General features: G+C 72.5%; 18 protein-coding genes, 2 pseudogenes and 1 riboswitch. Of the genes and pseudogenes, 5 read left to right on the top strand and 15 right to left on the bottom strand.

The genetic code is table 11. From position 1 onward, the window contains the following. Positions 1-2: 2 nt before the first annotated feature. Complete coding sequence (locus ACH4XV_RS05615; RefSeq protein WP_395786940.1) at positions 3-698, bottom strand: MOSC domain-containing protein; 696 nt, start codon at positions 696-698, stop codon at positions 3-5. 187 nt (positions 699-885) lie between these two features. On the opposite strand from ACH4XV_RS05615, the gene ACH4XV_RS05610 reads away from it, so the two are divergent. Then, positions 886-1,041: a hypothetical protein gene (locus tag ACH4XV_RS05610; protein ID WP_395786939.1), complete on the top strand. Its 156-nt coding sequence runs from the start codon at positions 886-888 to the stop codon at positions 1,039-1,041. A gap of 79 nt (positions 1,042-1,120) precedes the next feature. On the opposite strand, the gene ACH4XV_RS05605 is transcribed toward ACH4XV_RS05610, so the two are convergent. Then, on the bottom strand, positions 1,121-1,498 hold the full coding sequence (locus tag ACH4XV_RS05605) for a VOC family protein (RefSeq protein WP_395786938.1): 378 nt from the start codon (positions 1,496-1,498) through the stop codon (positions 1,121-1,123). A gap of 93 nt (positions 1,499-1,591) precedes the next feature. Continuing rightward, positions 1,592-2,605: an NAD(P)-dependent alcohol dehydrogenase gene (locus ACH4XV_RS05600; RefSeq protein WP_395786937.1), complete on the bottom strand. Its 1,014-nt coding sequence runs from the start codon at positions 2,603-2,605 to the stop codon at positions 1,592-1,594. 158 nt (positions 2,606-2,763) lie between these two features. On the opposite strand from ACH4XV_RS05600, the gene ACH4XV_RS05595 reads away from it, so the two are divergent. Continuing rightward, positions 2,764-3,564: a helix-turn-helix domain-containing protein gene (locus tag ACH4XV_RS05595; RefSeq protein ID WP_380000661.1), complete on the top strand. Its 801-nt coding sequence runs from the start codon at positions 2,764-2,766 to the stop codon at positions 3,562-3,564. 100 nt (positions 3,565-3,664) lie between these two features. On the opposite strand, the gene ACH4XV_RS05590 is transcribed toward ACH4XV_RS05595, so the two are convergent. From ACH4XV_RS05590 to ACH4XV_RS05565, 6 genes are all read right to left on the bottom strand, one after another. Further along, complete coding sequence (locus ACH4XV_RS05590) at positions 3,665-4,642, bottom strand: ribonucleotide-diphosphate reductase subunit beta (protein ID WP_395787074.1); 978 nt, start codon at positions 4,640-4,642, stop codon at positions 3,665-3,667. Between the two features lie 17 nt (positions 4,643-4,659). Then, on the bottom strand, positions 4,660-6,993 hold the full coding sequence (locus ACH4XV_RS05585) for a ribonucleoside-diphosphate reductase subunit alpha (RefSeq protein WP_395787072.1): 2,334 nt from the start codon (positions 6,991-6,993) through the stop codon (positions 4,660-4,662). 76 nt (positions 6,994-7,069) lie between these two features. Continuing rightward, a riboswitch (cobalamin riboswitch) is annotated at positions 7,070-7,323 on the bottom strand. Between the two features lie 429 nt (positions 7,324-7,752). Further along, complete coding sequence (locus tag ACH4XV_RS05580; RefSeq protein ID WP_395786936.1) at positions 7,753-7,941, bottom strand: hypothetical protein; 189 nt, start codon at positions 7,939-7,941, stop codon at positions 7,753-7,755. 159 nt (positions 7,942-8,100) lie between these two features. Continuing rightward, positions 8,101-8,661, bottom strand: coding sequence for a G/U mismatch-specific DNA glycosylase (gene mug / locus ACH4XV_RS05575; protein WP_395787070.1), 561 nt, complete (start codon positions 8,659-8,661; stop codon positions 8,101-8,103). 71 nt (positions 8,662-8,732) lie between these two features. After that, positions 8,733-9,557 carry a GNAT family N-acetyltransferase gene (locus tag ACH4XV_RS05570; protein WP_395786935.1) on the bottom strand — a complete coding sequence of 275 codons (825 nt, stop codon included), beginning with the start codon at positions 9,555-9,557 and terminating at the stop codon, positions 8,733-8,735. A gap of 5 nt (positions 9,558-9,562) precedes the next feature. Next, entirely contained in the window at positions 9,563-10,042 is a 480-nt protein-coding gene (locus ACH4XV_RS05565; protein WP_395786934.1) for a MarR family winged helix-turn-helix transcriptional regulator, read from the bottom strand. Between the two features lie 183 nt (positions 10,043-10,225). Here ACH4XV_RS05565 and ACH4XV_RS05560 point away from each other — a divergent pair, with 183 nt between their 5' ends. Continuing rightward, positions 10,226-10,993, top strand: a complete 768-nt coding sequence (locus tag ACH4XV_RS05560; RefSeq protein WP_395786933.1) for an amidohydrolase family protein — start codon at positions 10,226-10,228, stop codon at positions 10,991-10,993. A gap of 29 nt (positions 10,994-11,022) precedes the next feature. Here ACH4XV_RS05560 and ACH4XV_RS05555 read toward each other — a convergent pair whose 3' ends face one another. Beyond that, positions 11,023-12,564 carry an ATP-dependent DNA ligase gene (locus ACH4XV_RS05555; RefSeq protein ID WP_395787068.1) on the bottom strand — a complete coding sequence of 514 codons (1,542 nt, stop codon included), beginning with the start codon at positions 12,562-12,564 and terminating at the stop codon, positions 11,023-11,025. A 393-nt stretch (positions 12,565-12,957) separates the two neighbouring features. After that, complete coding sequence (gene purB, locus ACH4XV_RS05550) at positions 12,958-14,400, bottom strand: adenylosuccinate lyase (protein ID WP_380000668.1); 1,443 nt, start codon at positions 14,398-14,400, stop codon at positions 12,958-12,960. A 127-nt stretch (positions 14,401-14,527) separates the two neighbouring features. Here purB and ACH4XV_RS05545 point away from each other — a divergent pair, with 127 nt between their 5' ends. Together ACH4XV_RS05545 and ACH4XV_RS05540 are read left to right on the top strand one after the other, a co-directional pair. Beyond that, positions 14,528-14,860, top strand: coding sequence for a YnfA family protein (locus ACH4XV_RS05545; protein WP_395786932.1), 333 nt, complete (start codon positions 14,528-14,530; stop codon positions 14,858-14,860). A gap of 60 nt (positions 14,861-14,920) precedes the next feature. After that, positions 14,921-15,310: pseudogene (locus tag ACH4XV_RS05540) on the top strand (class I SAM-dependent methyltransferase); the annotation flags it as partial. A gap of 28 nt (positions 15,311-15,338) precedes the next feature. Here ACH4XV_RS05540 and ACH4XV_RS05535 read toward each other — a convergent pair. From ACH4XV_RS05535 to ACH4XV_RS05520, 4 genes and pseudogenes are all read right to left on the bottom strand, one after another. Continuing rightward, positions 15,339-16,409: an EamA family transporter gene (locus tag ACH4XV_RS05535; RefSeq protein WP_395786931.1), complete on the bottom strand. Its 1,071-nt coding sequence runs from the start codon at positions 16,407-16,409 to the stop codon at positions 15,339-15,341. A gap of 31 nt (positions 16,410-16,440) precedes the next feature. Beyond that, positions 16,441-17,184, bottom strand: a complete 744-nt coding sequence (locus ACH4XV_RS05530; RefSeq protein ID WP_395786930.1) for a GPP34 family phosphoprotein — start codon at positions 17,182-17,184, stop codon at positions 16,441-16,443. A gap of 128 nt (positions 17,185-17,312) precedes the next feature. After that, positions 17,313-17,522 (bottom strand): annotated as a pseudogene (locus tag ACH4XV_RS05525) (hypothetical protein); the annotation flags it as partial. A gap of 9 nt (positions 17,523-17,531) precedes the next feature. Next, positions 17,532-18,422: an SPFH domain-containing protein gene (locus ACH4XV_RS05520; protein WP_395787066.1), complete on the bottom strand. Its 891-nt coding sequence runs from the start codon at positions 18,420-18,422 to the stop codon at positions 17,532-17,534. Between the last annotated feature and the right edge of the window lie 326 nt (positions 18,423-18,748).

The raw sequence follows: 18,748 nt of genomic DNA, 5'->3' as shown, positions 1-18,748 counted from the left end.
GGCTACTCGCCGTCGGAGACGAACTGCACCGGGATCACCCCGGTGCGCTTCCGGGCCACCTCGCGTGCCTCACCAGGCAGTTCCTCGACGTCGATCAACCGGGGCAGCAGGTCGGGCTCGATGGTCAGCGCCCGAAAGCACACCCCGACCGTGAGGTCGTGGTCGGGCCGGGAGACCACGGTGATCGCATCCCCCGCGCGCACCTCGCCCGGTTCCAGCACTCGCAAGTAGGTTCCGGGCAGGGCGCGTTGGGTAAATCGGCGGACCCAGCGCCGCTCGTCCAGCCAGTGGGCGAAGGTCGAGCACGGGATGCGCGGGACGGAGACCTCCAACAGCGGACCCGCCGCGCCGCCCACCCGCCAGCGCTCGCCGATCAGGGCCGCCTCGACGTCGAGTTCGGTCGTGGTCAGGTTCTCGCCGAAGCTGCCGTTGGCGAGTTCGCGGCCCAGGTCGGCCGCCCACAAGTCCAGGTTCTCCCGGGCGTAGGCGTATACCGCCTGGTCGTTGCCACCGTGGTTTTGCCGGTCGTAGATCTCGTCGCCGACCAGTCCGCTGCCGTGACCGCCGTATTTGGGCCCCGGTGGTCGCACGGCGACCGCGTGGTCGACCGGCCGCTTGTCGATCCCGGTCAGGTCGATCCCGGCCTTCACCGGGTTGGCGCGCGGGTGGGCCAGGTTCACGGAGAGGACGTGAGACATACCGGCAGGCTACCCGCTTCCTCCTGGCGGGCCTCGGCGGGCCGATTCGGCGGATTTCCCGGGGAGTTCCGGGGGATTTGGCCCGGCCGAACCGCGTATCCCGATCCAGACCGGGGCAAACACCTGTTATCGGCGCCCTCGGGGACGCCGACGCCCGCGTTTCCGGGCATCAGGGAGGGACCACGACATGAGCGCGCTGTCGAAGACCGTGAAGAAGATCCAGGGGTACATCCGCCGCAATCCGCGCCAGGTCGAGCAGGGCAAGCGACACCTGCGCGACCGACTCACCCGCCGTCGCGGCGGCAACAGCGGCTCCGGCCACCCGCCGACCACCTCGGCCTGACCTCACCGAGCCGGGGCGAACGCGTCGGCCCGCACCCGCGCACCGCTCGCGAACGCCCCCCTCGACCAAGGCCGATCGCTCAACCGATCAGCGTCGCCTTCGCCCGTACCACGCAGAACTCGTTGCCCTCCGGGTCGGCGAGCACCGTCCACGACTCGGTGCCGGTCTGGCCGACGTCGACGCGGCGGGCGCCGAGCGCGATCAGCCGCTCGATCTCCGCGTCCCGCTCGCCGGGACCGGCGCCGGGGGTCAGGTCGAGGTGCAGTCGGTTCTTGACGGTCTTCACGTCCGTCACCGGCATGAAGCAGATACCGACCGGCGCTCCCGGCTCGGTGCCGATGACCACCTCGCGTTCGCGCTCGGACAACACCTGCCAGCCCAACACTTCGGCCCAGAAACGCGCGAGCCCGGGCAGATCGTGTGCGTCGATGACGATGTGATGCAAGGAAATGGCCATGCGCGCCATTGTGCGCGCGGCGGTCGGCCGGACCAACCGGGTTTCGCCCACCGCCGCGCACCGGCCGTCCGTCCCCACCCGACGGATCGTCGCTCAGCCGTGGTTCACGACCACGGTGCCCACGAAGCCGCCCTTGGCGTGGTGGCGCAGCGCGTCCGGGATCTCGTCGAAGCCGAACTCGCGGTGGATCGTCGGCCGCACCCGCCACGCGTCCACCGCGCGGTTCATCGTCTCGAACGCCGCCCGGTTGCCCACCGCGAGCGGACGCAGCACCGCGCCGGCGTTGAAGAAGTCGGTCGGGGACGGCGTACGCTCCGGGGCGTCCGTGCCCAACCAGTGTCCGACGAAGGCGATCTCGCCGCCGAGCGCGGTCGCAGCGAGCGACTGGGACAGGTCCCCCACGACGTCGACGACACGGTCCACCCCGCGCCCACCGGTACGCCGCCGCACCTCCTCGCCCCACCGGGGGTGCTGCCGGTAGTCGACCACCTCGTCGGCCCCGAGGGCTCTCAGTTGCTCCGCCTTGTCCGGGCTGGACGTGGTGGCGATCACCCGGGCGCCGGACCGCTTGGCGAACTGCACGGCGAACAACGACACACCTCCGGTGCCGAGGGTCAGCACGGTCTCCCCCGGCATCGGCACCCGGCCGCCGGTCAGCGCGTTCCACGCCGTCACCGCGGTCAGCGGCAGCGCGGCGGCCTCGGCGAAGGACAGGTGCGCGGGGATGTGCACGAGCGCCCGCTCGTCCGCGAGCGTGTACTCGGTGAACATGCCGTCGCGCGAACTGCCCAGCTGGGCCGCGTAGTCCAGGCCGAACGGCCCGTCGATCCAGTCCGGGAAGACGGTCGCGGCGACCCGGTCCCCCGGCGCCACCCGGGTCACCCCGGCGCCGACCGCGACCACCTCGCCGACCCCGGCGCAGCCCGGGACGACGTCCGGCCGCACGGGCAGCGGATAGTCGCCGGCCAGGACGAGCAGCTCGCGCAGGCTGATCGAGGAGGCCCGGACCCGGACCAGCACCCGACCCGGACCCGGCGCGGGCTCGTCGTGGTCCCGCACGGTGAGTCCGTCGATTCCGGCGCCCGGCTGCAGGTGGTAGCTCTTCATGGTGGTGCCTCTTCCGCGTTGCGACGATGATGCGACGATCCGCCGTGCCCGGCCCGCCGCTCGGCGGGCCGTGGTGACGATCCTGCGAGCGACCCGCCCGACAGGACAATTCCCGCAAGGGAATTGCCCCCCGTGCTCGCACTGCCTAGAACTGCCCCATGAGCACGATCACCCACGGCCCGGACTTCCCCGCCGAACTGCGGCGCTGGCGTACCGCTCGGCGGCTGAGCCAGCTGGAGCTGGCCGCCCGCGCGGAAACCTCCCAGCGGCATCTGAGCTTCATCGAGAGCGGTCGGTCCCGGCCCGGCCGAACCATGATCATCCGGCTCGCCGAATCACTGGAACTGTCGCTGCGCGAGCGCAACGCGCTGCTGCACACCGCCGGCTTCGCGCCGGTGTTCCCCGAGTCCGATTGGGACGCCCCGATGATGCGGCCGGTCCAGGAGGCGCTGAGCGCGGTGATCGAGGGCCATCTGCCCTATCCGGCGATGGTGCTGCGGCCGTACGGGCAGATCGTGGCGGCCAACGCGGCGATCGACGTGCTCACCGACGGCGCGGCCCCGGAGCTGCTCGGGCAGCCGATGAACATGTTGCGGCTGATGCTGCATCCGCGGGGCATGGCGACGCGGGTGGAGAACCTGGCCGCGTGGGGTCATCACGTCATCGAGAACATGCGGGCCCGGGCGCTGCGCAGCCCCGATCCGCTGCTCGACACGTTCATCGAGGAGTTGCGCGGCTACGTCCCGAACGTGGAACCGGGCCCCGACCACCTCGGCTTCGCGGTGCCGCTGCGGTTGCGGGACCCGGCGAGCGGAGGCGAGTTGCGCCTGCTCACCACGCTCACCTCGTTCGCGACGGCGACCGACGTCACCGTGTCCGAACTCCACCTGGAGGCGTTCCTGCCCGCCGACGAGGCGACCGCGACCGCCCTGCGCCGCCGCGCCGCCGAACGCTCGTGAGCCCGGGCGGGGCCGACCGCCCCCGAAACGCGCGAAACCGCCGTGCCGCCCCGGAATCGGGACGGCACGGCGGTGGAGTACTCGGGCACACGAACCCGGGTCAGAAGTCCTCGTCGAAGGAGACCGATCCGGTGACCGCGACCTGGTAGGCCGACACCCGCCGCTCGAAGAAGTTCGACAGCTCCTGGACGTCCTGGAGTTCCATGAAGCCGAACGGGTTCGCCGAGCCGTACACCGGCGCCATGCCCAGCTGGGCGAGCCGCCGGTCGGCCACGTGCTCCAGGTAGGAGCGCATGTCGGCGACGGTCATCCCGGACACCCCGCCCTGGAGCAGGTCCTCGGCGAACGCCGTCTCCGCGTCCACCGCCTCGGCCAGCATCCGCCGTACGTCCTCGGCGAGTTCGTCGTCGAACAGGCCGGGCTCCTCGGCCCGCACCGTCTCGACCACGGAGAACGCGAAGTCCATGTGCGCGGACTCGTCGCGGAAGACCCAGTTGGTCCCCGACGCGAGGCCGTTGAGCAGCCCGCGCGAGCGCAGGAAGTACACGTAGGCGAAGGCGCCGTAGAAGAACAGCCCCTCGATGCACGCCGCGAAGCAGATCAGGTTGAGCAGGAACTGCCGCCGGTCCTCCCGCGATTCGAGCCGGTCCAGGCCCATCGCCGAGTCGATCCAGCGGAAGCAGAACTCCGCCTTGCGCCGGATCGACGGGATGTGCTCGACCGCGGCGAACGCCTGCTCGCGCTCCTCGTGGTCGGGCATGTAGGTGTCGAGCAGCGTCAAGTAGAACTGCACATGGACGGCCTCTTCGAAGAGTTGCCGCGACAGGTACAGCCGGCCCTCGGGCGAGTTGATGTGCCGGTACAGGTTCAGCACCAGGTTGTTCGCCACGATCGTGTCGCCGGTCGCGAAGAACGCGACCAGGCGCTGCACGAGGTGCCGCTCCGCCGGGCTGAGCTTGTCCAGGTCGGCGAGGTCGCTGTGCAGGTCGACCTCTTCGACCGTCCAGGTGTTGCGGATCGCCGCCCGGTACTTCTCGTAGAAGTCCGGATACCGCATCGGGCGCAGCGTGAGGTTCATTCCGGGATCGAGCAGGCTCACGTGCACGCCTCACATGCTTCGGGGTTCTCCAGCGAGCAGGCGATAATCTCGACATCGGAGGGGGCGAGGTCCGAGATCTCCTCGACCGGCGCGGCGGACGCCTGCGCGGGCACGGTCGCCTGCTGGATCCGCGTCGCGGGGCGCGAGCGCAGGTAGTACGTGGTCTTGAGACCGGTGGACCACGCGTAGCGGTACATCGAGGACAGCTTGCCGATGGTCGGGTCGGCCATGAACAGGTTCAGCGACTGCGACTGGTCGATGTACGGCGAGCGGGCCGCCGCCAGGTCGATCAGCGCGCGCTGCGGCAGCTCCCACGCGGTGCGGTACAACTCCCGTACGTCCTCCGGGAGTTCGGCGATGCCCTGGACCGAGCCCTCGGCGCGCTTGATCCGGTCGCGCACCTCGGGGGTCCACAGGCCGCGGGCCTTGAGCTCGCGCACCAGGTAGCCGTTGATCTGCAGGAACTCGCCGGACAGCGTCTCGCGCTTGAACAGGTTGGACACCTGCGGCTCGATGCACTCGTAGGCGCCGGCGATGGAGGCGATGGTCGCGGTCGGCGCGATCGCCACGAGCAGCGAGTTGCGCAGCCCGTGCTCGGCCACGCGGGTGCGCAGCGCGTCCCAGCGCTTGGTCTGGGTCGGGTACACGCCCTCCCACAGGTCCGGCTGGAGCCGGCCGCGCGCGGCGTGCGTCTCGGCGTACGCCGGGTGCGGGCCGTGTACCTCGGCGAGCGCCGAGGACGTCTCCAAGGCGGTGAGGTAGATCTCCTCGGAGATCAGCGTGGACAACTCGCGCGCCTCGGCCGAGTCGAACGGCAGGCCGAGCGTGAAGAACACGTCCTGCAGGCCCATCAACCCCAGGCCCACCGGGCGCCAGCGCGGGTTGGACGCGGCGGCCTGGTCGGTCGGGTAGTAGTTGATGTCGATCACGCGGTCGAGGAAGATCACCGCGGTGCGCACCGTGGCGCGCAGCTTGTCCCAGTCCATGCCCTCGCCGGCGACCACGTGCGCGCCGAGGTTGACCGAGCCGAGGTTGCACACGGCGGTCTCGCCGTCGCTGGTGACCTCCAGGATCTCGGTGCACAGGTTGGACAGGTGCACCACGTTGCCCGGCTCGGCGGCCTGGTTGCAGGTCCGGTTGGCGGCGTCCTTGAAGGTCATCCAGCCGTTGCCGGTCTGCGCGAGCGTGCGCATCATCCGGGCGTACAGGTCGCGCGCGGGCATCTGCCGGACGAACCGGCCGTCCCGCTCGGCGGTCTCGTACACCTCGTCGAACTCGGCGCCCCACAGGTCGGGCAGCTCGGGCAGCTCGTTCGGGTCGAACAACGACCAGACGCCGTCCTCCTCGACGCGCCGCATGAACAGGTCCGGCACCCAGTTGGCCAGGTTGAGGTTGTGCGCGCGACGCGCGTCCTCGCCGGTGTTCTCCCGCAGTTCGAGGAACTCCAGGATGTCGGGGTGCCAGGTCTCCAGGTACACGCAGGCCGCGCCCTTGCGCCGGCCGCCCTGGTTGACCGCGGCCACCGACGAGTCGAGGGTCTTCAGCCACGGCACGATGCCGTTGGAGTGCCCGTTGGTGCCCCGGATCAGCGAGCCGCGCGAGCGCACCCGCGACCAGGCCACGCCGATGCCGCCGGCGAACTTCGACAGCCGGGCGATTCGCCCGTACATGTCGTAGATCGACTCCAGCTCGTCCTTGGGCGAGTCGAGCAGGTAGCACGAGGACATCTGGGTGTGCACGGTGCCGGAGTTGAACAGCGTCGGCGAGCTGGGCAGGTAGGCCAGCGAGGACATCAGCCGGTAGAAGCCGATCGCCTCGCCGGGCTCCTTGGACAGACCGCACGCCACGCGCAGCAGGAAGTGCTGCGGGGTCTCGACCACCTTGCGCGAGACGGGGTGGCGCAGCAGGTAGCGGTCGTAGACGGTGCGCAGACCGAAGTACTCGAAGCGGCGGTCCCCGTCGGCGTCGACGGCGGCGTCCAATTCGGCGGCGTGCGCGGCGACGAACGCCGCGGTCTCCGCGCCGATGATGCCCTCGCGGTGACCGAGCGCGATGCCGGCGCTGAAGGAGGCGACGCCGGCCTCGGCGGCCTCGTCGGCGATCCGGCCGGCCAGCAGGCGCGCGGCGAGCCGCGAGTAGGCGGGCTCCTCGGCGATCAGCTCGGCGGCTGTGCGCACGGCCAGGTCGGCCGCCGCGCCGCGGTCCGCACCCTCGTTCAGACCCGCGACGACCCGGCGGACGACCCGATCCGGATCGACCTCCGGCAGATCGCGCGCCTGGGTGCGCACCAGGGTGGCAAGGCGGTCCTCGGGGCTCTCGTCGACCCGCATCCGGGTCGCGCCCACGCTGTCCACAACGGTCACGTGCTCTCTCCTCGCGAGCTCGTACGTACAGGTGACCCCACGCCCGAAGGCGCGGGCAGCCGGCAGGTATTCGGACTCGCGGGCATGCCGGGGCACCGCCGGGCACGGCGTGTGCTCGGTGGTCCGCGGAGTGCCTAGGGGTCGTCGCTTCCCGTACGCCCTTCGGCGTCCGGCGCTCCATGACGACTTTCGTTCCCGCTCACCGCTGCGGGGGCAGTTCCGGCCTCGCACCGGATTCCCTCTTGCCTCGCCTTCCCGAAAACTTCGGTCGGGCGAACCAGCTGCGTCGCAGAGCATATATGTAGTGGCGGGGTGGTCGTCGCACCCCCAGGTGTTGTGTCGCGTCCCGATTCCCGGCGTGTCACGGTTCGCCGGAGACGTGCCCGGGTGGTACGACCGGCGGGCAATTGCGACGCGCGTCGAGCACCCCGAACCCCCGCTCTCCCGGCGCCCGTCCGGCCCCACCGGGCCTGCGCGGGCCGCGTGGGGCGGAGCCGAGGGCGGCGGGGGGCGGCGGCGACGGACCGGATGGACGGGGCGTCGCGCGTCGGCCGCCGCGCCGATCGGCCGGCAAATTCCTTCCTCGCCGGGCGTGTCGGCACACGCGTGACAAGAAGCACATCGCGCGGCGGCCGGCCGATTCACGCGGAGCGGATCGGCGGCCCCGGCCCTCGGGTCGGGACCGGCGGGGGCGCCTCCGGACCCGGATCGCGCCACGTGGCCGGCTCACGGGCGACGCGTGCGCGGGCTCGGTCCGGGTGGGCGGGCGTGTCGGGGCGGGCTGCCTTGCGGTCGGTCGGCCGGCCAGGGTACCTCCCGGCCCGAGTCGCGCCATTCGGCGACCAACGCCTCGTAGACGGGAGTCTCGAACGTCTCGGTGGGCCACGGCCCGTACGGGGCTCGCAGGATCTTCATGCCGACCCAACCTCACGAGGGGGCGCGAAGTAACCACCAACCGGGTGATGCCACTCGGTCGATTGACGGCCCCGCCCCCGAGTCGGGTCGCCCACGCCGACGCCCGGTCGCCGCCGCACAGGGTGAGCGGCACGGATGGCGCCCCCGCGCGCGGCCCTCCTACTCGGTCGGGTAGGCCGCAGTGCGCAGGGCGGTGAAGGCTTCGGCGAGGGCCGCGGCCGTCCAGTGGGCGTTCAGGCCGCTGGGGTTGGGGAGTACCCAGATTCCGGTGTCGTCGATCGTCTCCGGCCGGCGGCCGACCACCGCCTTGGGGCGGCCGAAGCCGGTGCGGTATGCGCCGATGCCAAGGACCGCCAACCAGGCCGGTCGGTACCGGCGTACCTTCGCGGTGAGCGCCAGGCCGCCGGCCCGGTACTCCTCCTTCGTCAACTCGTCGGCGCGCGCGGTGGTTCGGGCCACCACGTTGGTGATGCCGAGGCCGAGCGTGGTCAACTCGCGCTGCGCGGCGGGCTCGATCAGGCGCGGGGTGAAGCCCGAGGCGTACAGGGCCGGCCAGAACCGGTTGCCGGGACGGGCGAAGTGCCGCCCGGTGGCGCCCGACCACAGGCCCGGGTTGATCCCGCAGAACAGCACCCTCAGGTTCGGCGCGATCACGTCCGGGATGCTCCGACCGTGCGCGGCGGCCAACTCGTCGGCGGTGGGGTTGCGTCCCGGCGGGATGGGCAGCACGATCGACGCGGCGGCATCGGTCTTCGCGCCCGCCTCGGCCGCCCGCCCCTCGTCCCTCTCGCTCACGGCGCCTCCGCGATCATCGCCGTCCCCACCGAGCGGAAGCCGATCCGGTCGTACACCCGCGCGACGTCCTCGTCCCCCGCGCTCAGGAACACCGTCTCGCTCCCGCCCTCCAGCGCGTGCCGGGCCAACTCCCAGGTCACCGCCGCCGCGAGGCCGCTGCGCCGGGCCGCCGGGAGGGTGGCCACGCCGACGATCTCGGTCGTGTCGTACAGGTGCTGGTAGCTGCCCACACACAGCGGTCCGGCCGGGCTGTACGCCGCGAACATCACCGTCTCGCCGCTGCGCAACCGCTCGTTGAGGTAGGACAGCAGGCCCGGGTCCTGGCCGAGCGCGGCGGTGTCCCGCTCGGCGGCCCCGTCGGAGCCGGGCGCGGTCCCGGGGTTGGCGAAGCCGATCGCCGCGACGCTGTGCACGATCGCCAGGTCGGTGGCGTCGGCGCGGATTCGCCGCAGCGTCACCAGGTCCGGCAGATCCGGGCGCTCGGCCGGATGTTCGTCCGGGTCGAGCACCATCAGCGGGTGCTCGTGTACATGCAGTTCGGCCTCGATCGCGGCCGCCCGCAGCGCGGGGGTGGTCTCGTGGACCCATTCGAACGTCTCGGGCACTTTCAACTCTCTCTGCCGCGCCCGCACCGCGCGCACGTCCGCGACGGTGGGCTCGGTGAGGCCGCCGAGCGTGGGTCGGGCATAGTAGGGCCACCCTTCGCCCTCCCGGACGAACAGCGTCAGCGCGCCGATCGCCTCGGTGCGGGTGAACCGGCGGGGCACCGCGTCGTAGAAGATCTCCAAATGCGCGCGCAGTTCCGCGGCGGACTTCGGCATGCGGGTCAGTGTGACACGGCCGTCGGCACCGGTTCGGCCCGGTGTCCGAAGCCCGCGTTCGACCCGAAGCCCGCCTTCAACCGGCCCAGGAGTTCGGACAGTCGCTCCGCGTCCTCGTCCGGCCAGTCGGCCAACCGCTCGGCGATCACCGCGAGGCAGCTCTCGGTGGCCCGGTCGACCACGGCGCGCCCCTCCGGGGTGAGTCCGAGCAGCACCGACCGGCCGTCGCGCGGGTCCGGGCGGCGGGCCACCCAGCCGTGTTCGACCAGGTGTGCGAGGTGTCGGCTGACCACGGACATGTCCAGGTCGAGGAGTTCGGCCACCCGCCCGGCGCGCAGCGGTTCGGCACTGCGGCCGAGCACGAACAGGACCGCGGAGCCGGACGGCAGGCTGCCGGGCGGGACGGCCTTGGCGAGGCCGCGGCGTACGCCGACGATGCCCTCCAACTCGGTGAGCAGGTGCCGACAGGCTTCCCTGGTGGCCATGGCGGCTCGCTCCTTCCTGTGCGCGGGCGGTCGTACGCCCGCGTCGCGGCGACTTCGTTGCCTGGCACAACCATAGAAGAAATTAGTTGCATTTGACAACTTCTCCCGGGTGGCGAATCCGCCGCGCCCGGCCGGCGCCCGGGTACGGTATGCGGCGTTCCCGCAGCCGACGGAGGCACCGCCGTGTCCGGATCGCCCGCTCGTCGCGTGTTCGACGCGCACCTGCACATCGTCGACCCGCGTTTCCCGCTCGTCGCCAACCACGGCTACCTGCCGCCGACCTTCACCACCGCCGACTACCTGGCCCGCGCCGTCCCGCTCGGCGTGACCGGCGGCGCGGTGGTGTCCGGCTCGTTCCAGGGCTTCGACCAGACCTACCTCCTCGACGCGCTGGCCCGACTCGGCCCCGCCTTCGTCGGGGTGACCCAGCTGCCGCCCGACGTCCCCGACCGGCGGATCGCCGAGCTGGACGCGGCCGGGGTGCGGGCGATCCGCTTCAACGTCCGGCGCGGCGGCTCCGCGACGCTCGACCACCTGGACCGGCTCGCCCGCCGGGTCCACGAGATCGCCGGCCGGCATGCCGAGCTGTACCTCGACGCCCGCGATCTGCCCGACCTGCTGCCGGTGTTGACCGCGCTGCCGAGGGTGGGCATCGACCACCTGGGCCTGTCCCGGGAGGGGCTGCCGCAGCTGCTGCGGCTGGTCGAACACGGCGCCCGGGTCAAGGCCACCGGCTTCGGCCGATTCGACGCGGACGTACCCGCGGCGCTGCGCGCCGTCGCCGCGGTCGACCCACGGGCCCTGCTCGCCGGCACCGACCTGCCCTCGACCCGCGCGCCCCGCCCGTTCCGGGACGCCGATCTCGACCTGATCGCCGACTCGGTCGGGCCGGACCTGGCCGCCGCCGTCCTGCACGACAACGCGCACGCCCTCTACCGTCCGCGCGGGTAGGCCCTTGTCCGGCGGGCCGTCTGCACCCCTCACTCCCGGGCCGCGAGCGCCCGGACCGTGTCCATGTCGTCCGCCTCCGCCGCCGTCTTGTCCTCCCGGTAGCGCAACACCCGCGCGAAGCGCAGGGCGAGGCCGCCGGGATAGCGGGTGCTGGTCTGCAACCCGTCGAAGGCGATCTCCACGACGAGTTCGGGTCGCACCCACACGGTCCAGTCGTCCCGGCGCACCTCGAGTTCCCGCAACCGCTCGGTCTGCCACGCGAGCAGTTCGTCGGTGAGCCCCTTGAACGTCTTGCCGAGTATCACGAACCCGTCCCCGCCCGGATCCCGCGCGCCCAGGTGCAGATTGCTCAGCGTGCCGCGCCGGCGGCCGTGGCCCCACTCGGCGGCCAGCACCACCAGGTCGAGGGTGTGCCGCGGTTTGACCTTGACCCAGCCGGCGCCGCGCCGACCCGCCGTGTAGGGGGTGTCCAGAGACTTCACCACCACCCCTTCGTGTCCGCGTGCGACCGCGTCGGCGAAGAACGCCTGCGCCGCCGCGTCGTCCCCGGTGACCAGCCGGGGCACCAGGAGTTCGGGCGGCGCCAGGTCCGCGAGCGCGGCCCAGCGGTCCGCGCCGGGGCGGTCGATCAGGTCCTCGCCGTCCACGTGCAGCACGTCGAACAGGTACACCGTCAGCGGCGTCTCGGCCCGCAACCGCGCGGCGTCGCGGGTCCCGGTGCGGGAGGCGGTGATCTGGAACGGGTGCGGCCGACCGTCCGGGCGCAGCGCGATCGCCTCGCCGTCGAGCACGGCGGTACGCACCGGCAACGCCCGTACTGCCTCGACCAGTTCCGGCACGCGCGGGGTGATGTCGTCCAGGCTGCGGGTGAACACCGCGACACGATCGCCGTCGCGGTGGATCTGCACCCGGATGCCGTCGATCTTCCACTCCGACGCGACCTCGGCGGCGGGGTCCTTGGCCCGCAGCTTGGCCAGCGCGGCGGTCACGTCCGGCGCGGCGGCGGCGAGCATCGGGCGCACCGGGCGGCCCACGTCGAGGGTGAGCGCGTCGAGCGCGGCCCGGCCGCCGTGCAGCGCGGCGGCGGCCACCGGCCCGGCGGCGCCGCGCAACATCAGCGCCCGCCGTACCGCCGTGGCCGGGACCTCGGCGGCGCGGGCGATCGCGTCCGCCATCACCCCGTCCAGTGCGCCTTGGCGTACCTCGCCGACCAACAGCCCGATCAGGAAGCGCTGTTCGACCTCGGTCGCGCGGGCGAACAGCGCGTCGAGCGCGGCTCGTCGGGCGGCCTGCGAGCCGGTGCCGGTGGTGGCCCCGATCGCGGCCAGCGCGGCGTCCACCTCCAAGAGGGTCAACGACGGCTCGGCGGCGGGCGGCGGCACCGCACGCAGCATGGCGGGCCCCACACCGATCTGCCGCTGGGTGAGCGTGCCCGCGAGATAGGCGACCACCACGGTCGCCTCGTCAGGATCCGCCCGCCGCAGGCAGCCGGCCACCAACTCCGCCTTCGCGGTCCGCCCGGACTCCCCCGCGATCTCCCCGGACACGACGGCCACCTCACGAAACGACAGCGACCCCACGCCCACCACTCCTCCCGACGACTCCCCCCACCATGACCGCCGAGACGGGATTTCAATCCCCGGCCCCGGGTCGCGCGGCGGACGACCGCTGCGGTCCGACCGACTCGCCGCGACGGGGCGGCCCCGTGGTACCCGACTCGACCGGAGGCCCGCCGGTACTGCCGCCACCGCGGCGCCCGAGCCGGCCGCCGTCACGCCGGGCGACCGGGAGCCCGGGAAGCCGAACGGGCCGGGGACAGGAAGCCGAACGCCGAACGGGCCGGGGCGTGCAGGGGATCCCCACACGCCCCGGCCCGTCCGGCCGCAGGTGCGATTGCGTCCAGGCCCTGTCCGGCGGATCTTGGCGGGGCCGCGCCGCCCGGCACCGCACCTCGCCGCACCGGCCTAGAGGATCGCGCCCGGACGGTACTTCGCCGCCTCCGGGTGCTTCTCCGCTACCGCCTCCACCCGGCGGACCACCTCGGCCACCTGGGCCGCCGCCGCACCGGTGAACGACAGCCGGTCGGCGAGCAGCGTGTCGAGCGCGGCCCGGTCCAGCGGCAGGCGCTCGTCGGCGGCCAGGCGGTCGAGCAGTTCGTTGCGCTCGACGCCCTCCCGCAGCGCCAGCGCCGAGGCGACCGCGTGCTCCTTGATCACCTCGTGCCCGGCCTCGCGCCCCACGCCACCGCGGATCGCGGCCATCAGCACCTTGGTCGTGGCCAGGAACGGCAGATAGCGGTCGAGTTCGCGCGCGACCACGGCCGGGAACGCGCCGAACTCCTCCAGCACGGTCAGGAACGTCTCGACCAGCCCGTCGAACGCGAAGAACGCGTCCGGCAGCGCCACCCGCCGCACCACCGAGCAGGACACGTCGCCCTCGTTCCACTGGTCGCCCGCCAACTCGCCGACCATCGAGGCGTAGCCGCGCAGGATCACCGTGAAGCCGTTGACCCGCTCGCACGAACGTGTGTTCATCTTGTGCGGCATGGCCGACGACCCGACCTGACCGGGCTGGAAACCCTCGGTGACCAGCTCGTGCCCGGCCATCAGCCGGATCGTCTTGGCCAACGACGACGGCGCGGCGGCCAGCTGGACCAGCGCGGTCACCACGTCGTAGTCGAGCGAGCGCGGGTAGACCTGGCCGACCGAGACGAACGCGTGCTCGAAGCCCAGGTGCGCGGCGACCCGCCCCTCCAGCTCGGCCAGCCGGTCCTCGTCGCCACCGAGCAGGTCGAGCATGTCCTGCGCGGTACCGACCGGGCCCTTGATCCCACGCAGCGGGTAGCGGGCGATCAGGTCCTCGAGGCGGTGGTAGGCCACCAGCAGCTCGTCGGTCGCCGACGCGAACCGCTTGCCCAGCGTGGTCGCCTGCGCGGCGACGTTGTGCGAGCGGCCGGCCATGACCAGCTCGGCGTACTGCGCGGACAACTCGGCCAGCCGGACCAGCAGCGCGACCACCCGGTCGCGGACCAGTTCGAGCGAGGAGCGGATCTGCAACTGCTCGACGTTCTCGGTCAGATCGCGCGAGGTCATGCCCTTGTGCACGTGCTCGTGGCCGGCGAGGGCGTTGAACTCCTCGATCCGGGCCTTGACGTCGTGCCGGGTGACCCGCTCGCGTTCGGCGATCGAGGCCAGGTCGACCTGCTCCACCACCCGCTCGTAGTCGGCGACCGCGCCCTCGGGCACGTCGATGCCCAGGTCGGCCTGGGCGCGCAGCACCGCGAGCCACAGTCGGCGCTCGAGCACCACCTTGTACTCGGGGGACCACAGCGTGGCCAGCGCCGGGGAGGCGTAGCGGTTGGCCAGAACGTTCGGAATGCGGGGCTTGCGCACAGGCTGGGACGTCACGACCGGGGAGTTTACCGAGCCGCCGACCCCGCTCTCACCGGCCGTCCACGATCGTGGACGCCCGGCGGGCCCGGTGCGCGTGCGCCGGGTGTTCGGCCGCGCCGCGCTTCGCCCCTACGGTACGTCCATGATCGTCGCGCGCTCCCTGATCCTGTTCGCCCTCGCCGCGCTCGCCGAGATCGGCGGCGCGTGGCTGGTCTGGCAGTCCGTGCGCGAACACCGGCCGTGGTGGGTGGCGGGCCTCGGGGTGATCGCGCTGGGCGTGTACGGGTTCGTCGCGACCCTCCAGCCCGACGCGAATTTCGGTCGGATCCTGGCCGCCTACGGCGGGGTGTTCGTCGCGGGCTCGCTGGCCTGGGGCATGGTCGTGGACGGCTTCCGCCCGGACCGCTGGGACGTGGCCGGCGCGAGCGTGTGCCTGGTCGGCGTTGCGCTGATCATGTACGCGCCGCGCCGCTGACACCCCGGCAGCACCGGTGCGGTCGACGGCACGGCCGGCGGCGAGGGGACAATCGACGGCATGGACAAGATCCGGCCCGCCTACGAGGAACTGGGCGCCGAGGGTTTCTACGCCCGCCACGGGGCGCAGTACCGCAACCCGCACGAGCCGCGGGTGCGGGCGGTGCTGACCGAGGTGCTGACCGGGCCGTTCGCGGCCGAGCCCGGGTTGGCGGCCTCGGTGCTCGACCTGGCCTGCGGCAGCGGCGAGGCCACCCTGGCGCTGCGCGACCTGGGCGCGCGGGAGGTGACCGGCGTCGATCCGTACACCGGCGATGCCTACCTGGAGCGGACCGGGCGGCCGGCCGAGCCGTTGCGGTTCGAGCAGATCGCGGCGGGCGCGCTCGCCGGGCGCACGTATTCGCTCGTGGTGTGCAGCTACGCGCTGCACCTGCTCGCCGAGTCGTGGCTGCCGGCGCTGGCCTACGCGCTGACCGAGGTCACGACGGCGTTCGTTGTGGTGACTCCGCACAAGCGTCCGGTGCTGCGGCCGGAGTGGGGGTGGCACCTGCATCGGGAGTTGCTCGTGGATCGGGCCCGGGCCCGGGTGTATCGGACATTCCCGGAGCCGACCGGGACCGCCGCGCCTGCCGGGTCCGCCGGGGCTCCCGAGGCGACTGGGCGAGGGTGACGCCCGCGCTGGCGATCACCACCAGCGCGATGCCCACGATCTGCACGAGCACCAGCGACTGGTGCAGCACCAGGAAGCCGGCCATCCCGGCCACCGCCGGTTCCAGGCTGGCCAGCAGGCCGAACGTGGCCGGCGGCAGGTGCTTCATCGCGAGCATCTCGAAGCTGTACGGCAGCGCCGAGGACAGCAGCGCGACACACGCGCCCAATCCCAGCATCTTCGGCTCGACCAGCGCGGAGCCGGCCGTCGCCACGCCCAGCGGGGTCACCAGCACCGCGGCCACCACGAAGCCCAGGGCCAGGCCCTCGATGCCGTCGAAGCGCGCGGAGATCTTCGAGGCGACCACGATGTAGCCCGCCCAGCAGGCCGCCGCGGCCAGGATGAACACCACCCCGACCGGGTCGAGGCCGCCGAATCCGCCACCGCCGAGCAGCAGCACACCGCCGGCCGCGAGCACGATCCACACCATGTCGCGCAGTCGGCGGGACAACACCACGGCCAGGCCGAGCGGGCCCAGGAACTCCAGCGTGACCGCGGGTCCCAGCGGGAGCCGGTCGATGGCCTCGTAGAAGCACATGTTCATGCCCGCGAACATCACGCCCAGGCCGGCCACCACCAGCCAGTCGCCGCGCGAGCGTCCACGCACCCGGGGCCGGGAGAACGCGAGCAGCAGCGCGGCGGCGATGACCAGACGCAGCGTGACCGCGCCCGCCGGTCCCACCTGGGGAAATAGCCGGGCCGCGAACGCGGCGCCGAACTGGATCGAACACGCACTCGCCAGCACCAACAACACCGCACGCCCTCGCGGCCCCGGCAAAAGCCGGTCGGCGAGGGCGGGATGCGGGCGCGCGGGCACGCCGGTGGTGGTGCGGGAGGTCATTCCCCGACACTACGGACACCGTCAAGCCGGTTCAGCCGGCGGCCCCGGATTTCGCGTCCCGTACCACCACGCGCAGCGCACCCGGGATCGGGCCGAGACGGGCCGACAACTCGTTGATCCGCTCCTTCGCCTCCCGGCGTTCCCGGCCGCCGAGCACCGTGCGCAGCTCGCCGTGGTAGGCGAGCACGGCCAGGGCCGCGTCCGGAGTGGGCACCTCGGCGACCCGGCCCTTGAGCGCGGCTTGCATCGCGTTCACCGCCGCGACACGCATCGGTGCCTGCCGCAGCACGAACCGGCGGTACGGGATGAGCCCGAACAGGCGGCGCGTCTCCTGCCGGATCACCCGGTCGTGCACCAGAGAGTCCGCGACCCGGTCGACGGCCTTGCCGTCACGCTTTTTCACCCAGTACCGCCAGCGGTACGCCCGTTCGCTCGCCTCGATCCGGGCCAGCAGGTCGGCCGCCAGTTCACACGGCGGCACGGCCGCTCGGGCCCGCCCCGTCCGCCCCGACGTCGCCCGGACCTTGCCGGCGTCGTCGTGGATCAGGCCCAGGTCGTGGAGCTCGTACAGGGCCGCCGCCTGTAGCGTCGCCCCGAGGTGGGTGCGGCTCAGCATGAGTTGCCGTTCGGGGCTGTGGGCCAGCAGGAACACCCGCTGGGGCAGTGTCGCGTGCACATCGACCTCCTCGGCGCCGGGGCGTCGGATCGTCTTCGGGATGGTGCTTCGGTCCGCCTGCGCGGTGACCTGCGGGATGGCCCGCGAGGTGGTCGTCACGGCGCGGTCTCGACGTCGCCAGGGTCGCCACCGTCGCCGCCGCGCCGACCAGGAGTGCCAGGGTCGCCTCGATCGCCACCGTCGCCTCCACCGGGCTCGGTATCGGTATCGGTATCGGAATCGGAGGCCGAGCCGGCCGGCGGAGCCGACTTGGGCGGGCGGCCCCGTCGGGCCGGTCGCCCGGCATTGCCCGGCATCCGACCCGCGTCGCCCAGCGCACGGCGCAGCAGGAACTCGATCTGCGCGTTGGTGCTGCGCAGTTCGTCGGCCGCCCACTTGGCGATCGCGTCGTGCACGGCCGGGTCCAGCCGGAGCAGGATCTTCTTGCGTTCGGTCACGGGGACCGACTATGCGTACAGGGAACCCGTGTTGACCACGGGCTGGGTGGCCTGGTCGCTGCACAGGACTACGAGCAGGTTGCTGACCATGGCCGCCCGGCGGTCGTCGTCAAGTTCCACCAGGTCGCCCTCCTCGAGCCGGTTCAGCGCCAGTTCGACCATGCCCACCGCACCCTCGACGATCCGCTGCCGGGCCGCGACCACCGCGCCGGCCTGCTGGCGACGCAACATCGCCTGGGCGATCTCCGGCGCGTAGGCGAGCCGGGTGATCCGCGACTCGACCACGCTGACCCCGGCCGAGGCGACCCGGGCACCGATCTCGGCGGACAACTTGCCGGTGATCTCGTCGGCGTTGTCGCGCAGGGACATGCCGCCCTGGCCGTGGTCGTCGTACGGGTAGCTGTTGGCGATGTGCCGCACGGCGGTCTCGGTCTGGATGGCGACGAACTCCTCGAAGTCGTCCACCTCGAACTTGGCCTGCGCGGTGTCCTCGACCTGCCAGACCACGACCGCGGCGATCTCGATCGGATTGCCGTCGTTGTCGTTGACCTTGGCGGTCTGCGTCTCGTGGTTGCGGATCCGGGTGGAGACCTTGGTGCGGTCGGTGAACGGGTTCACCCACCGCAGCCCGTCCTTGCGCACCGTGCCCTTGTAGTGCCCGAACAGCTGAAGCACCCGCGCCTCGCCGGGCGCGACGGTGGTCAGCCCACACAGCCCGAACAGCGCCAGGACGATGATCACGATCCCACTCGTGACGGCGGCCACCTTCTGCCCGTCGTCCAGGAGCGCGCCGACCACGGTCAACCCGATGCCCCCGGCGACACAAAGCACCCCCACGGCCAACGCGGGCAACCCGGCCGCCCCCGTCACCACTCGCTCCCGCACCTGCGGCGCCGGCATCTCCACGACAGTCCCGGACCCGAAATCACTCACGACGCCCACTCCCTACTCGACCAACCTGCCATCACCACCATAGCAAAGTGATATCACTTTTCCGCAATCCCCAAACCACCGTCCCGGCCCTCGGCGGCAGGCACCACAGCCAGGCGACGAATCGCTACCCGACCGCCGGCGGGCGTCCGCCCCGAGCCGCGGGCGGGGCGCGCGGATGACGGCGGGTGGGGGTCGGCCAGGGCCGCCTCCCAGGCCGAGCACTGCCGTGGCGCCCGCATCGGCGGGGGCTCACGGCCGCACCACGCCCGCTCGGCGCCCGGCCGCCGACGCGC

Source organism: Embleya sp. NPDC020630, from assembly GCF_044334985.1.
Taxonomy (GTDB): domain Bacteria; phylum Actinomycetota; class Actinomycetes; order Streptomycetales; family Streptomycetaceae; genus Embleya.
The sequence above is the reverse complement of the archived record's forward strand: the minus strand, read 5'-3'. Positions and strand labels throughout refer to the sequence as shown.